A 15,361-nucleotide genomic window follows, 5' to 3' on the forward strand; every position below is an offset into this window, starting at 1 on the left:
ATCTTCAATTGCAATGAAGACGCTAGCTCTGGCCCTTACTCTTGTTGCTTCCGCGGCAGCCGCGCAAAGCACCAGCTACTACCCCACGCGCCTCAACGACGCGGAAGCCGTCTACGTCCCCGCGCCCGCGAGTGCCAGCGTCGACAGCACCGCCGCTCTGCAAACCGCCATCGATACCGTGCAGCAGACGCCACGTCACCAGGGCATCGTCTTCGTCCCCTCAGGGACCTATCGCATCACGCACACCGTCTATGTCTGGCCCGGCGTGCGCGTCATCGGCTATGGAGCCACGCGCCCCACCTTCCTTCTTCCGGCAAACACCCCCGGCTATCAGAAGGGCATGGGATACATGCTCTTCTTCACCGGCGGACGCAAAGGCGACGGCCGCGATCGCCAGGGCTTGGACACGCCCTTTCCCGGCACAGTGCCCCCCGCGCCGGGCATCATCGACGGCAACCCCGGCACCTTCTACTCCGCCATCAGCAACGTCGACCTCGAAATCGGCAGCGGCAACCCCTCTGCCGTCGGTATCCGCTTCCACATCGCGCAGCACTGCTATATGGCCCACATGGACTTCCGCATCGGCTCCGGCCTCGCGGGCATTCACGACGTAGGCAACGAGGCCGAAGACCTCCACTTCCACGGCGGCACCTACGGCATCATGACGCGCAAGCCCTCGCCGGGCTGGCAGTTCACACTGATCGACAGCAGCTTCGACCATCAACGCGAAGCCGCCATCAAGGAACACGAGGCAGGTCTCACCCTCATCCACGACACCTTCACAAGTGTTCCCACCGCCGTTTCCATCGATCCCGGCTACTCCGATGAACTCTGGATCCGTGGCTCGCGTCTCGTGGACCTCTCCGGTCCGGCTATCGTCATCTCCAACGAGAACAACCCGCGCACCGAGATCAACCTGGAAGAGGTCATCGCCACCAACGTCCCCAAGCTCGCCTTTCTGCGCGAATCCAAACGCGAGATTCCCGGCCAGCCCTACGGAAGTTATCTCATCAGCTCCTTCACCTCGGGCCTCATCATGGCCGACGGCAAAGACCCCGGCGAGATCAAGAGCACCATCCACGCCGAAGGCCTCGCCCTCGCACCCAAACCTCTCGTGCCCGCTCTCACCGCGCTTCCATCGCCTTCGACCTGGGTCAACATTCGCGACCTCGGCGCAAAGGGCGACGGCCATACCGACGACACCGCCGTCTTCCAGAAGGCCATTGCCGAACACAAAACCATCTACGTTCCCATGGGCTACTACCTCGTGAGCGATACGCTGGAACTCAAACCCGACACCGTCCTCGTCGCTCTGCATCCGTCGCGCACGCAGATCTTCCTTGCCGACGGAACGCCTGCCTTCAACGGTCCCGGCGCGCCTAAGGCCCTCATCCACGCGCCCGCGGGCGGAGCGAACATCGTCTCCGGCATCGGCCTTTCCACCAACGGGCAGAACAACCGCGCGGTCGCCGCGCTGTGGGAGTCCGGCGTGAACTCGCTCATGTCCGACACGCGTTTCCTCGGCGGCCACGGCACACAGAACCCCGACGGCTCACCCAACCAGATCTACAACCAGGACCACTCCGCCGACCCCAACCCCGCGCGCAAGTGGGACACACAATCGCCCAGCCTGTGGATCACCAACAACGGCGGCGGCACCTTCTCCAACATCTGGACGCCGAGCACCTTCACTTCGGCAGGTCTGCTCGTCTCCAACACCACCACACCGGGACACATCTACGAGCTCTCCTCCGAACATCACGTCCGCAACGAGGTGAAGTTCGACCACGCCGCCAACTGGAGCATCTACGCCCTGCAGACCGAAGAAGAGCGCGGCGAAGGCGGCGCGACCCTGCCCATCGAGATCAGCAACTCGCACGACCTCACCTTCGCCAACTTCCACTCCTACCGCGTCGTCTCCAGCTTCCAACCCTCGGAGACGGCCGTGCGCGTGACCAACTCGAAGAACATCCGCTTCCGCAACATGCACATCTACTCGGACTCGAAGGTCTCCTTCAACAACGCGCTTCTGGACGAAAGCCACCGCATCACCATCCGCCAGCGCGAGATCGCCTCTCTCACACTGACGGGCGATGAGTCCGACGCGACCAAACCAGCCGCTCCGCCAGCCTTCATCGCAGGCGCGGTCGAAAAGCTGGCCACAGGCTTCTTCAACATCTCCGGCCCCGCCGTCGATCCCCACGGAACGCTCTACTTCACCGACCCGCACACGCAGCACATCTACCGCTACAACGCGACAACGAAGAAGGCGGAGACCCTCCGCGACGCAAGCGCACCCATAGACCCCGCCAACCTTGCCTTCGATCACGCGGGCAACCTGCTCATCACCTCGTACACCGGCACCGGAACCGTCTACGCGCTTAAGGTCAGCGATCCCAAGGCCGAGCTCCAAACGCTCAAGCCCGTCCCATCCAAACCAGAACCGGGCAAGACCGCCATCCTTCCCGTAGACTTTTGGCGCTTTGAGAACGACTTCAAGCAAGGCGTGCCGGTCAAAAAGGCGTGGCACTTCGTCTCACCCGACGGCACCACCTTCCTTCCCGCGGGCGACGACTTCATTAAAGGCTCGCTCTACTACGGCATCAAGATGGAAGACATCCTTCGCGGCTTCTCGCTCACCAAAGTGAAGACGGGCGACGTCCTCTATATCTCCGACGAGTCCGAACACAAGACCTACTCCACCGTGATCGCTCCCGACGGCACGCTCACCGATCTCGACCTCTTCGCAGACCGGGGTGGAGAAGGCGTTACCTCGGACGCACATGGCAACGTCTACATCGCTGAGGGCCAGATCTATCTCTACAACCCCGAAGGTGATGAAGTCGGCATGCTGGAGGTCCCCGAACGCCCCATCGCGCTCGCCATCGGCGGCACCGACAACAAGACCCTCTACATCCTCGCGCGCACCTCGCTCTATAGCGTTCGCCTGAAATAGACGAACGAGTCGATCAGCCCTTCACCCTGACGATCGGTTCGAGGAACCGCACCATCACCTGGTTCATCGACTCGATCGCGCGCGTGCGCTCCGCCGTCTTGCGTCCCGCGACCTGCGGCAGAAATCCCTTCAGGATCGTGAGGCAGACCTCCGCGCTCCAGAGCGCATCGGCCTTCGCCAGCGCAGGGCGTCGCATCGTCAGGAACTCCGCAAGCTGACCCACGAACGTCTCCGAGAGACGATGCTTCTCTCCCATCGCTCCTTCGGAGAGAAGCGCCTCCGTCAGCAGCGTGCGAAACGCCGGATGCTTCTGGTGGAAGACCACCACGATCTCCATGATCGCCGCAACGGCCTCCGCGAGAGGTCTCTTCACCAGCAGCGTGAGGTCGGCAGCCTTCTCCTCCTCTGCCAACGCGACGGAGTAACGTGTCGCCAACTCATCCGCAATCGCCTCTTTATTGGGGAAAAACTGGTAGAGCGTCGCAGGCGATACTCCGGCCTCGGCTGCAATCGCGTTCGTCGTAACCGCGTGATATCCCAGCTTCGCAAACAGCCTGGCAGCGGCGAGCAGCAGCCCCTCCACCCGCAGCTCTCCCCGGGAACTCCTCTTCCGTTCTGGCACGAAAACCGGCATACAGAAATTTTCTCACAATCCAAGTAAATACTTGCATCGTAAGGGAGAATACAAGTATCTACTTATACAGGAGAAAATCTTATGTACGCCATCATGGGAATTACAGGAAGGGTCGGCGGCGCCGTCGCCGATCATCTGCTCGCACACGGCCAGAAGGTCCGCGCCATCGTCCGCAACCCCGACAAAGCAGCACCATGGAAGACGCGCGGAGCGGAGATCGCCATAGCCGATTACGACGATGCCACCGCTCTCACCGCGGCCTTCACCGGAGTCAAAGGCGTCTTCATCATGGTGCCCCCGAATTTCGCACCTTCGCCGGGCCTGCCGGAGCTGCGCAAAACGCTCGCCGCCTTGCATGAAGCTCTCGCAAAGGCTCTGCCGAAGAAGGCCGTGTACCTCTCTTCCATCGGTGCGGAGCAGAAGAGTGGCCTCGGCCTCATCACCGCATCGCACCTGCTCGAAGAGACCCTGGGCGATCTCCCCATCGCGCACGCCTTTCTGCGCGCGGGCTGGTTCATGGAAAACTCCGCGGGCGACGTCGCCTCGGCCAGCGAGGGCAAAATTTATTTCCATCTGCAACCCCTCGATCGCAAAATCCCTATCGTCGCTACGCAGGATATCGGTCGCGTCGGAGCGGATACGCTGCTGCAAGACTGGACGGGGACACGGCGCATCGAAGTGACCGGCCCGAAAAACTATTCGCCGCTCGACATCGCAGCAGCCTTTGCCTCAGCGCTCCAACATCCCGTCGAAGCCATCGCCGTCCCGCGCGATCAGTGGACAGCCTCCTTCCTTGCGCAAGGCATGCCCGAAGGACGCACAGAGCCACGCGCCGAGATGGTCGACGGCTTCAACTCCGGCTGGATCCACTTCGGCAACCCGGGCACGGAAAAGTTCACCGGAACAACAACGCTCACCACCATGATCTCAAAGCTTGTTACAGACACACCACCACCGGCATTTCGACCGAACGCGTAGCGAGAGCGAGACGTCATTTCGACCGAACGCGCAGCGGGAGCGGAGAAATCTGCTTTGTTATGCGCCGAAGGCGTATCCGATCGCGCTCCGCGCGATAACAACAGATCTCTCCGCTACGCGACGATAAAGCCGTAGCTCCGGTCGAGAGTACGGAATTAGCTCTTAATGAACGCCAACAGATCCGGATTGATCACATCCGGATGCGTGGTGCACATACCGTGAGGAAATCCCGGATAGACCTTCAGCGTTCCCTTCGGCAGGATCTTGGCGGACAGCAGTCCCGCCGCGCCGATGGGCACAATCTGATCGTCATCCCCATGCAGTACCAGCACAGGAATATCGATCTTCTTCAGGTCTTCCGTGAAGTCCGTTTCGGAGAAAGCCTTGATGCAATCGTAGTGACTCTTCGCCGAACCCAGCATCCCCTGTAGCCACCAGTGCGAGACGATGCCATCGGAGATCGTCGTGCCTGGACGGTTGTAGCCGTAGAAGGGAAGCGGGATGTCTTTATACTGCTGCGCACGATTCGCTGCAAGGCCTGAACGAAATCCGTCGAAGACCTCGATCGGCAGGCCGCCCGGATTCTTCTCCGTCTTCAACATCAGCGGAGGTACAGCACTGATTAACACAGCCTTCGCCACGCGCTTCGTTCCATGACGGCCAAGGTAGCGAGTCACCTCGCCGCCACCGGTCGAATGACCGATCATCACGACATCCTTCAGGTCCAACGCGTCGAAGAGCTCGGCGACATCGTCGGCGTAGGTATCCATGTCATTGCCTGTCCACGTCTCACCGGAACGGCCATGTCCGCGGCGATCGTGCGCGATCACGCGGTATCCGTTTTCCAAAAGAAACAGCATCTGGTTCTCCCAGTCGTCCGCCGTCAGCGGCCAACCGTGCGAAAACACTACGGGCTGTCCTTTACCCCAGTCCTTGTAGTAAATCTCAATCCCGTCTCGAGTCGTAATGGTTGCCATTGCAGTCCTTCTCCTTCTCGGCTCTTTGGCCTGTAGGGTTACGTGTGCGTGTGGCGGGCAGTATGCAGAGTTTGCATCCTCGCCCAGTGAGGGATGCCCTCGGCATCTCCTAGACATTAACGCATACGGTCAGAAGGCATGACCCCCTTTCGAGGGGTTCACGGCAAGCTGCCTCGAAAGCCTGCACACATCCCCTCCGCCCCTGCGGTCATCCATCTACATACAAGAAAGAAGGCACCATGTCCGACGACCTGCTCGCAGTACCCGAAGAACAGCCCACGAAAAAGGGTCCGCACGACCCCAACGAGATCAATCCCAAGCTCTCCTCCGACATCCACTACTGGGCGGAAGAGTTCCACGTCACCGGCCAACAGCTTCACGAAGCCATCCGCGTGCATGGAACCCACGTCGCCAAAATCCGCGAAGCCCTCAAACACCACAAGCACTAAAGCTTCCCGGGGTGACAAAGAACCCGTGCCCCATTCTTTTGCGGCTTCATCGCAAAAGGGTGGGGTCGCGCAGAGCGCACAAACCAGATCTCCAAGGAAAGCCCAAAATACGGGTGCCCCATACATCGCGCTCTTTGCGATGTGTGGGCATATGCGTGAAGCGCATCTTTCGCTCGAAGAGCGACCCGGGACGAATGCATGAAACAGTCGATCCCACTTCGCTACGGGATCTGCTTTTCGTTTTTATCGAGATCCTAGTTGAGCGAAAAAAGAAGCCCACACAGCTTCCCGGCGCTGCCTTGCGCCAATCCGTTGCCGGGCGACAACGCAGAAAAACCATCTGCATCCAAACCTGGCGAGGTACAGTAGCAAAAACCTAAGACAAGCAAGAAGGCCAGAGCTGTCAGCTCTGGCCTTTTTTGCGGTCATCTGGGTCGCTCATAGCGACAGACCATATCGGATTACTTTGAAGGTAAGCGCATCACTATCTGTCGAACGCAGCGATGGAGATCGTCTCTCAGTTGATGCTCCCAAAATCTCAATAGGCGAATACGTTCAATTTTTAGCAATTTCGAAACCTTTTTGTGGCGATTCCGATTTCTTTCAATTTTTGTAGCCCAAAACTCTTGATGCGTTTTGGGAATATGGCCACACTTTCCGCAACCATGCCAAAAGCAACCATCCACAAATACAGCCAATCTTGCAGATTCAAAATAGAAATCGGGTTTACCGGGCAGATCGGAGCGGTTCGCGGTCCAGCCGCGAACTCCTGATCGCACGAGGGCCATTTTTAGCCGAAGTTCAGTGGTTCGATTTCCGCTTCCACGTACTGCCCCCATCGCCCGAGATCGCTGTTCGGAAACGACAAACTTTCCACCGGGCAGCTTCAGTTTGAGTATGCGTTCCATGGCCCTCGGGTTAGTCTAATGATTATGTTGCAACAGCCAAAGTTTGTCTCCTTTTTCGCAGGTGCGCGCGGGCTCGATTTGGGCCTGGAACAGGCTGGCTGGAAGTGTATTGCCGCAAATGAATATGACAGGGCCGCGAGTGACACAATCCGGCTCAATGAGCCCGACTTGCCTCTGTACTCTGAAGACGTTCGGAACGTAACGGGAAAACGTCTTATGAAAGACCTGGGTGTGCGCCCACGCGAACTATACGCCGTCGTTGGAGGACCTCCGTGTCAGGCGTTCTCAACAGCCGGAAGACGTTTGGGACTTAATGACGAGCGTGGAAATGTCTTTTTTCATTTTTTAGACTTGATCGCCGAGCTTCAGCCGAAATATGCAATTTTCGAGAATGTGCGCGGCTTGCTCTCTGCGCCATTGCAACATCGACCTCACAATGAGCGGGGGGAAGGGGCCCTCAGCCTACAAGAAGATGAATTGCCAGGCGGCGCGCTGAAGGTGATTCTCGCGCGCCTAAAAAGTATTGGTTTTGAGGTCACGTTTAATCTCTACAACACTGCGAATTTTGGCGTGCCGCAAAGCAGAGAAAGACTAATCTTTATTGCCAGCCGCGATGGAAAGCGGGTTCCCCACCTTACTCCTACTCATGATGCCAAAGGTGCGAGTGGTCTCTTGCCTTGGGTGACTTTTCGAGAAGCTGTGGCCCCCTTGAAATCCATCGATCACCACTTCGTCAATTTTCCTGCTAAGAGGCTGGAATACTACAAGCTATTGGCAGCCGGTGAAAACTGGAGAAGTCTTCCTCCAGAGTTACAGGCAGCAGCCATGGGAGATAGCTACCATTCCGGGGGCGGAAAAACTGGCTTCTATAGAAGACTTTCCTGGGACAAGCCTTCGCCTACTTTGGTAACACGGCCAAACATGAAGGCAACAGACCTATGCCACCCAACGGAATTGAGACCTTTGTCGGTTGAGGAGTATGCGGCCATCCAGACTTTCCCTCCCTCTTATCGCTTCGCAGGCCGTCTCGATGACCAGTATCGACAGATTGGGAATGCTGTGCCGTGCCATTTTGCACAACAAATAGCGCATCACATTCGGGCCTTTGAGGAAGGGAAATTTGCGGAGAATAGGACACTATCTCCTCTTAGCAGATACTCCAATACCGACGAAGCCTCATGGATAGGCGCGGAAAAAAATCAACGCGTTCCCAATCTTTTTGAAAACGAAGAGAGACTAACCGCTTGAACCTTTCATTTCGAGAACAGGTAGAGCGTTTTGTCGAGTCGGAGATCAGCGACTTTCACGCCCGACGCGTAGCCAACATCGAGGCGCTCAAGCTCTTGAAAGTCTTGAAAGCTAAAAATCCATACCTCTTCAAAGCTAAGAATGTCGAATCGGCCTCGGACTTGGTCAAAGCAATTCTTGATGCACGGCTTTCCTCTGGCGAAGAGGGCATGTTCGGGAATTTCATGGAATCGCTGGCCGTTTTCGTTGCTGAGCAAAAATGTGGAGGCGTTAAGTCCGGCATTGAAGGGGTGGACATAGAATTACAGCGCGATGGAAGACGCTATCTCATCGCAGTTAAATCAGGGAGAGCGTGGGGAAATGCAACACAGCACAAAAAGCTGCGCGAGAACTTCAAAACGGCTGTTAAGGTAATCCGCCAAAATAAGTTCGTGGGTGAGATCCAACCCACATTGGGTATATGTTACGGGAGTTTCAAAACAGTCAACAAGGGCGACCTCCTCGAAATCGGCGGTCAAAGTTTTTGGGAATTAATTTCGGCTGAACCCAATCTTTACATGGACGTTGTCGAGCCCATAGGATTTCGAGCAAAAGAATTTAACGAAGAATTTCAAAAGAAGCGAGATCATGCACTCAACCGGATGACTCTTGAGTTCATGGAAAACTTTTGTACGGCAGAGGGAGCTATCAATTGGCCGAAGGTCGTTTCGTTCGTCTCGAAGACACAATAGCTGCTCGGACCTCCCTCTCACTGAAACCAGTCATGTACAGATAACCTACTTCAGCTTCCGCCCAAAAAACTCCGCCGCCAGCCTGTAACTCGTTACCCAATTCCTATGCACAAGAAAGTCATGAATCTCATCCGGAAACACCTTCTCCTCCACATCCACATGCCTTTGACGTAGAGCGTCGGCCAGACGCACCGTCTGCGCGAAGACGACGTTGCGATCGTCGTCGCCCTGGATCAACAGCACCGGCGAGCGCCATGTATCCAACGACGACATCGGCGAAGAAAGCCACGCGAGCCGCTTGCGCGCCTCCCAGTCCACGCCCGGGTCGCCCGAGGGCCGCCAGAATCCCATCTCGTAGACCCAGTCGTGCACGCCATGCAGATCCACACCCGCGGCATAAAGGTCGCTGCCGCGCGCCAGCGCCAACGCCGTGAGATAGCCGCCATAGCTTCCGCCCCACGCGCCGATCCGCCGCGCATCCACATCGCTGCGTCCATGTAGATAGAGAGCCGCACCGATCACGTCGTTGTACTCGCTGCCGCCCTCAAAGCCATAGTGCAGTGCCTGCCTGAACTCCATGCCGTACCCGATCCCGGAGCGGTAGTTCACGCTCAGTACCACGTACCCCAGCGAGCAGAGATACTCGTTCTCCGCGTACGTGTTCGCGTAGTACTCCATCGAGTGCCAACCGAGAAACATCTGCCGCCGCGAACCGCCGTGGAAGAAGACGATCGCGGGATCGCGGCCGTCTTTTCTGAGCGCGTGGTTCTTCGGCAGAAAGATCTGTCCGTGGATCTCCATGCCATCGGCGGCAGGGAAGATCACCTGCTGCGGCGCAATCATCTGCGCGGAAGGGAAGTCCTTCGGAATGAGGTCCGGCGCAATCTCTTTCAGAACTCCGCCCTTCGCTACCACCGCAGGATGAATCGGCCATCTGGCATCGCTCGCCAGCACCACGACGCTGCCCTCGCTCGTCGCGACAGGAAAGACCTCGATCCCTTCGCCTTTCGTCAGCGCCGTGGGTAGAGAAGCTCCTGAGGCAGGCACGCTCCACACGTGCCGCCGGTCCGCATCCTTGGCATCCGCGCCGTATTGGTTTGAAGAAAACACGACCGCCTTGCCGCCGAGCATCGGAGCCACCTGCTCCACCTCGAACGCCCCCGGCGTCAGCAGCTTCGCAGCTCCACCGCCGGAAGGAATGGAGTACAGATGCGTCCATCCATCCTTCTCCCAGGGAAAGACCAGATAGCCATCCGCGCTCCACGTCAGAACATCATGCCCGACGATCTCGCGATACAGGCTCCCGCGCCCCTCGTCCGCGCGCCACAATAACTTGCCTTCGCCCGTCTTCGCATCCGCCACGCGAATCTCCCACGGAGGACCGCTGCGCACCGCGCGCTCGGAGGCGTCGTCAAAGCCCGTCGGGTTACGCACGAAAGCGATCTTCGTCCCATCAGGCGACCAAACCGGCTCACCATCCTGCTCGGTTCCGGGATCGACCCATGTCAGAGTCTTCTCGCCGAAACGATACTCGCCAATAAAAGCATGGTCGCCGCGCTCCGTCACAAAGACAACCGCACTCGCGTCCGGAGCCCAGCGCAGGTTCCGCATCGTGCCGCGCCCCTCAAACAACTGCGTCGGCTTCGGCTCTCCCTGCAAGGAAGCCACCCAGACCTGGCCTTTCGCCACATAGGCGACCCGGTCGCCCTTCGGCGAAATCGCGCCACTCTTTCCTGCCGCAATCAACTTTGGTTCGCCGCCGCCAGCCGAAACCATCCACACCTGCTGCTTCACCCCGTCCACCAGCGCAGCCGGGTTCGGCACCGGATGCGCTTCGCCCTGGACGGAGCCACCACGCGTGTAGACCACCCACTCGCCATCGGGAGTAACGCTGACATCCCCAAGCTCCTGGCCGTCGTCTTCGGCGTACGCCGTGACCATCCGTGCCTTCCAGGCGTCTCCGGCGGGTTCCGCCACCCAGAGGTTCCGCCGTCCCTCGGCGTTTGTCACCCAGGCCACGCGTCCTTTTACCGGGGCGGCCACTAAGTCATTGGTAAACGGGGCCTTCATCACCTGTTCCAGCGAAAACCCCTGAGCCCCCGCAGCCAAAGTTGCCAAGCCCATAGCCAATACGAACAGCACCAGCTTCCGCATCCCGCCCCCAAATTTTGAACTGAATGCAAGAATCCTAACCCGCCGATGCCCAAAGCGGAGCTGCCAACGACTGAAGCTGCGGATTCGCTCGCAAAAAGGTCTAAACTATCTCTCGATGAGCTGGTTTAAACGCGAAGACAACGAGATCGTCAACGACACCCAGAAGACGGTCCGCACCGAAGGCCTCTGGATCAAGTGCCCCGACTGTGGCAAGCCCATCTGGAAGGCCGACCTCGAAGCCAACCTGAACGTCTGCCCGCACTGCGGCTACCACTTCCGCATCGACGCGCGCTCTCGGATCGAAAACCTCCTCGAACCCGGCTATAAGCTGGTCGATCTCGAACTCAAGTCCACCGATCCGTTGCACTTCACCGATCTGAAGCGCTACCGCGACCGCCTGGCCCAGGCCCAGAAGAAGACCGGACTCAACGACGCCATTCTGAATGCCACCGGGCATATCGGTCACCATCCAGTCGTTCTCTCGGCGATGGAATATGCCTTTATCGGCGGCAGCATGGGTGCCGTCGTGGGAGAGACCATCGCCCGCGCCGTGGACCGCTCGCTGGCCACGCGCAACCCTCTCATCATTATCTCGGCCTCCGGCGGCGCACGCATGATGGAAGGCATCGCCTCCCTGATGCAGCTCGCGAAGATCTCCTCTGGTCTCGCGCGCCTCGACGACGCAAAGATTCCTTACATCTCCATCATGACGGACCCCACCACCGGTGGCGTCACCGCCAGCTTTGCCATGCTCGGCGACCTGAACATTGCGGAACCCGGTGCGCTCATTGGCTTTGCCGGTCCCCGCGTCATCGAACAGACCATACGCCAGAAGCTCCCCCCCGGCTTCCAGCGTTCGGAGTTCCTCCTCCAGCATGGTTTCCTGGACGCCATCGTCCCACGGAAAGACATGAAGGGTTGGCTCCTGCGTACGCTCGACTTCATGCAGCCCTAGTTCAACCATAACGGCATCAAATGCTCGCAGAAGCAGATTTCTATGCCTGCAAGCGGGTATAGTGTGGGCAGACTTCGATCCTGCTTGCCTCCGCTAGGCGCGCGGCGTAGTTCACGGAGTAGCGAAGTCCTCTTCGCCATCCGTCGCCATGGCTTGAACCTCTGCCGCCACCGACTATGCACGCAAGCGTACATTTGCCGAACAGGCACAAGGTGCCGACCCGATGGAAACAACCTCGAAAGCGGAATTCAATCCGGCCCGTTTCAAGAACACCATTCTGCGTCACCTGTCGTCCGACATCATCGAACATCTTCACCTGACGGCGGTCGCGCTGCCGATCGGTCGTCCGCTGGAAGAGATCGGCAACACCATCAAACATCTCTATTTTGTGGAGGAAGGCGTAGGTTCGATGACGACCGCCTTCAAAGATGGCTCAGAAGCGGAGGTCTCCATGTTCGGCTATGAGTCCGTCATTGGCGTCTCCGCTCTGATGGGCACAAAACGCAGCCTCAACCGTATCTATATGCAAATTGAAGGACGCGGCTTCTCCTGCCCCACGGACTTTGCCAGGAAAGAATTCAGCCTGGGCGGAGAGTTCCAGCGCCTTTGCCTCCGCTACGTACAGGTACAGCTCACCCAGCTGGCGCAGTCGGCGGGCTGCGGCGTAAAACATACCGTGGACCAGCGACTGGCGCGCTGGCTATTGATTACCTCTGACCGCGCCCGGAGCGACAACCTCAAATTTTCCCAGGAGTTTCTGGGTTCCATGCTGGGGAGCAAACGGACTTCCGTCTCGCTGGCAGCTCACAAATTCAAGCTCGCCGGTCTGGTCGACTATCGCCATGGCATGATTCAACTGCTGGACAAACCCCGCCTGCAGCAGAGGGCTTGCGAATGCTATGCCGTCGTCAAAGACCATCTCGACAACTACACCGAGTTCGACACAGGTTTCGTGGTGTAGCTTTTCAGCGCGTCAAGGGAAGTTCTAACGTACGGAGAATGACAGGCTGACGGGAATGCCGTCTCCGGCCTTCGCCCACACCAGAGAATCCCCTACATCCACAATCTTGCCATCGCGCACGACCATCACATCCACCGCCTCGCGCGTACAGGCATGCGCCACTGCGTGACCGTTGGCATCCACCGTCGCTGTTTGTAAATCGCTGCCGTAGCTCTGGCAGGTGACTTCTACTGGCCCGGAATAATGATGGGGAACTTCGACACGAAGTGTCTGCCGATGCTCCCTGCAGCACAGCATCACGGGAACAAAGCATACCGCAGTGAGTATGGCTAAGTCCGATGCTCTTAAAGGTCTCATTCCTTCACTCTCTCTTGTAAGCGAAGGAGAGTCAAGCCTTCCTCCGTGTATTCGCTATGTCTTTCCCCGCCAGGGCCTTACGAGAGACGGAATATTCTGTGCGACCGCGTGTCTTAACCTCTAGTCCTATACACCGAAGTCTTATTTCTGATCACCATCGCGTCGACGCATGCCTTGTGATGCTCCAGCCCGGGTATGGCAATTTCCACTCAACCATATTTTGAAAGGTCTTCCCTTGACCCCTATTTCCTGTAGCTCCTCTGCTGTCTCTGTCGTGCGTAACTCCGACGCTCCTCACTCATACGCTCCCGGCTTTAGCGCACGTAGAAAGACCCTGAAGAACCTCTTCGGCACACTCGCCCTTTTCACCTCGCTGATCTCTGCCCCCTCGCTTGTGGCACAGCACCATCACCACGGCGCAGAGGGCGGAGATGCTAATGCCGCCATCGAGAAGTTTGGCGCGGTCAAGATGCCGATCTCCTGCGCCGCCTCCGTACAGGCGCCCTTTGAACGCGGCATCGCTCTGCTCCACTCGTTCTGGTATGAAGAAGCTGTCAAGCAGTTCAAGGCGGTTGCTGTCGCCGATCCTCACTGCGCCATGGCCCAGTGGGCGCTGGCGATGACCGAGCCGCGTCCCTTCTGGGATGGCCTGCCGGACGAACGTCGCAAGGCCGGTATCGCCGAAATCGACAAGGCCACCAGCCTGAAGCCGAAGACCGACCGCGAGCAACGCTACATCGCTGCCCTCAGCGGCTATCTCCACGCCTCCCCCTCCGACGGCAAAGCCGCTCTGCAGTCCTATGACGACAAAATGGCCGCGCTCCACACCGCCTATCCCGAAGATGTTGAAGCGACCGCTTTCTACGGCCTCGCTCTGGCAACCAGCGTCATCGACACGCAGGACATTGTCGGGGATGGCCGAAGAGCGCTCTCCGTGCTTGAACCGGGGTTCCAGGCGCACCCGGATCATCCAGGATTCGCGCACTACATCATTCATACCTGCGACAATCCGCAACTTGCCCGCGAAGCCCTTCCTGCGGCGGAGCGGTATGCCGCGATTGCGCCCTCTTCGGCACACGCTCTGCACATGCCCGGACATATCTTTGCGCGCCTGGGTATGTGGCCGGAAGACGTGACCTCCAACGTGGCCTCCGTTCACGCCTCGGAGTATGCGGAGAAGAACCATTTGGGCGGTGTGACGCACGAAGCCCATGCCTATGAGTTCCTTCTCTATGCCTACCTGCAGCAGGCCGACGATGCAGAGGCAAAGCGCATCCTGGACATGACGGAACCCATGGCCGCGCACCTGCGCGCTCCCGAATTTGCGACCGACGGTATGGCTCCCTACATCACTTATTTCCAGGTAGAGTTTCCTTCCATCTACTACCTGGAGATACACGACTGGCAGGCTGTCCTCGCGATTCCGGAACCTGCCAACTCCATCACCTCCACCAAGTACTACCGGTACTGGGCGCAGGCGATTGCGGCAGGTCATCTGCGCGACGCCGACGCCGCGGATAAGGCAGCCGCGGCCGCTCAGCAGTTCTCTGAAGCCGCGCAGAAAGAGGGAAGTCCGATCGGTGCGGAGATGGTTGCAACCTTGGGCACCGTCAAAGCATGGCAGAGCTTCGCGCATAAAAATGACGATCAGGCATTGCAGCAGATCAGCGCCGCAGCCGATATTCAGGACCGTGTCGGCCAGGCAGAGGTAGACATCCCCGCACGTGAAATGTACGGCGACATGCTGATGCTGGAGGATCGCCCCGGCGAAGCATTGGTGCAATATCGGACCGCCCTTCAGCTCAGCCCGAACCGCCTCAACGCTCTGGCGAATGCTGGCCGCGCCGCCGAAGCTTCAGGCCGACCCGATGAAGCCGCGACGTATTACACGCAGCTCTTGAAAATCACTGCGGGCGGCACGAAGACCCAGAGGCCCGAAGTCGCACACGCTCACGAGTTCATCAACCGGCAGGAAGCCCTTCTTTAGGTTTCCTTTGAGGAGACGACCCACATGTCACCAACGAATCGTTGGTGCGAATCGAAACGTTGCTGC

13 protein-coding genes are annotated in these 15,361 nt (G+C 58.5%); 8 read left to right on the forward strand and 5 right to left on the reverse strand.

Annotated elements, in window-relative coordinates; genetic code table 11:
• Positions 1 to 13: 13 nt before the first annotated feature.
• The gene (locus ACIPR4_RS20540) at positions 14 to 2,956 is read left to right on the forward strand and encodes a glycosyl hydrolase family 28-related protein (RefSeq protein WP_013570594.1); all 2,943 of its coding nucleotides are present in this window, start codon (positions 14 to 16) and stop codon (positions 2,954 to 2,956) included.
• Positions 2,957 to 2,969: 13 nt separating this feature from the next.
• Here the strand turns inward: ACIPR4_RS20540 and ACIPR4_RS20545 are convergent, their stop codons facing one another.
• Positions 2,970 to 3,590, reverse strand: coding sequence for a TetR/AcrR family transcriptional regulator (locus ACIPR4_RS20545; protein WP_041586228.1), 621 nt, complete (start codon positions 3,588 to 3,590; stop codon positions 2,970 to 2,972).
• An 81-nt stretch (positions 3,591 to 3,671) separates the two neighbouring features.
• Here ACIPR4_RS20545 and ACIPR4_RS20550 point away from each other — a divergent pair, with 81 nt between their 5' ends.
• Positions 3,672 to 4,568 (forward strand): NmrA family NAD(P)-binding protein, encoded by an 897-nt coding sequence (locus ACIPR4_RS20550; RefSeq protein WP_013570596.1) that lies wholly within the window; start codon positions 3,672 to 3,674, stop codon positions 4,566 to 4,568.
• Between the two features lie 155 nt (positions 4,569 to 4,723).
• On the opposite strand, the gene ACIPR4_RS20555 is transcribed toward ACIPR4_RS20550, so the two are convergent.
• Positions 4,724 to 5,545 (reverse strand): alpha/beta fold hydrolase, encoded by an 822-nt coding sequence (locus ACIPR4_RS20555; RefSeq protein WP_013570597.1) that lies wholly within the window; start codon positions 5,543 to 5,545, stop codon positions 4,724 to 4,726.
• Positions 5,546 to 5,784: 239 nt separating this feature from the next.
• Between ACIPR4_RS20555 and ACIPR4_RS20560 the strand changes: the two genes are divergently transcribed.
• On the forward strand, positions 5,785 to 5,994 hold the full coding sequence (locus tag ACIPR4_RS20560; protein WP_013570598.1) for a DUF3606 domain-containing protein: 210 nt from the start codon (positions 5,785 to 5,787) through the stop codon (positions 5,992 to 5,994).
• Positions 5,995 to 6,455: 461 nt separating this feature from the next.
• Here ACIPR4_RS20560 and ACIPR4_RS22320 read toward each other — a convergent pair whose 3' ends face one another.
• Positions 6,456 to 6,902: a very short patch repair endonuclease gene (locus ACIPR4_RS22320; protein ID WP_083811975.1), complete on the reverse strand. Its 447-nt coding sequence runs from the start codon at positions 6,900 to 6,902 to the stop codon at positions 6,456 to 6,458.
• A gap of 18 nt (positions 6,903 to 6,920) precedes the next feature.
• On the opposite strand from ACIPR4_RS22320, the gene ACIPR4_RS20565 reads away from it, so the two are divergent.
• Positions 6,921 to 8,150 (forward strand): DNA cytosine methyltransferase, encoded by a 1,230-nt coding sequence (locus ACIPR4_RS20565; protein ID WP_013570600.1) that lies wholly within the window; start codon positions 6,921 to 6,923, stop codon positions 8,148 to 8,150.
• Positions 8,147 to 8,881: a PmeII family type II restriction endonuclease gene (locus ACIPR4_RS20570; protein ID WP_013570601.1), complete on the forward strand. Its 735-nt coding sequence runs from the start codon at positions 8,147 to 8,149 to the stop codon at positions 8,879 to 8,881. Before ACIPR4_RS20565 ends, ACIPR4_RS20570 begins: the two co-directional genes overlap by 4 nt.
• Positions 8,882 to 8,926: 45 nt before the next feature.
• Here the strand turns inward: ACIPR4_RS20570 and ACIPR4_RS20575 are convergent, their stop codons facing one another.
• Positions 8,927 to 11,023 carry a S9 family peptidase gene (locus ACIPR4_RS20575; protein WP_222829248.1) on the reverse strand — a complete coding sequence of 699 codons (2,097 nt, stop codon included), beginning with the start codon at positions 11,021 to 11,023 and terminating at the stop codon, positions 8,927 to 8,929.
• A 127-nt stretch (positions 11,024 to 11,150) separates the two neighbouring features.
• Here ACIPR4_RS20575 and accD point away from each other — a divergent pair, with 127 nt between their 5' ends.
• Positions 11,151 to 11,990 (forward strand): acetyl-CoA carboxylase, carboxyltransferase subunit beta, encoded by an 840-nt coding sequence (gene accD, locus ACIPR4_RS20580; RefSeq protein WP_013570603.1) that lies wholly within the window; start codon positions 11,151 to 11,153, stop codon positions 11,988 to 11,990.
• Between the two features lie 223 nt (positions 11,991 to 12,213).
• A complete protein-coding gene (locus ACIPR4_RS20585) occupies positions 12,214 to 12,951 on the forward strand; it encodes a Crp/Fnr family transcriptional regulator (protein ID WP_013570604.1) in 738 nt (245 codons plus the stop codon).
• A gap of 24 nt (positions 12,952 to 12,975) precedes the next feature.
• On the opposite strand, the gene ACIPR4_RS22630 is transcribed toward ACIPR4_RS20585, so the two are convergent.
• Entirely contained in the window at positions 12,976 to 13,308 is a 333-nt protein-coding gene (locus ACIPR4_RS22630) for a hypothetical protein (RefSeq protein WP_013570605.1), read from the reverse strand.
• Positions 13,309 to 13,543: 235 nt separating this feature from the next.
• On the opposite strand from ACIPR4_RS22630, the gene ACIPR4_RS20590 reads away from it, so the two are divergent.
• Entirely contained in the window at positions 13,544 to 15,295 is a 1,752-nt protein-coding gene (locus ACIPR4_RS20590; protein WP_013570606.1) for a tetratricopeptide repeat protein, read from the forward strand.
• Positions 15,296 to 15,361: the final 66 nt, after the last annotated feature.

Source organism: Terriglobus saanensis SP1PR4 (assembly GCF_000179915.2).
Classification (GTDB): Bacteria; Acidobacteriota; Terriglobia; order Terriglobales; family Acidobacteriaceae; genus Terriglobus; species Terriglobus saanensis.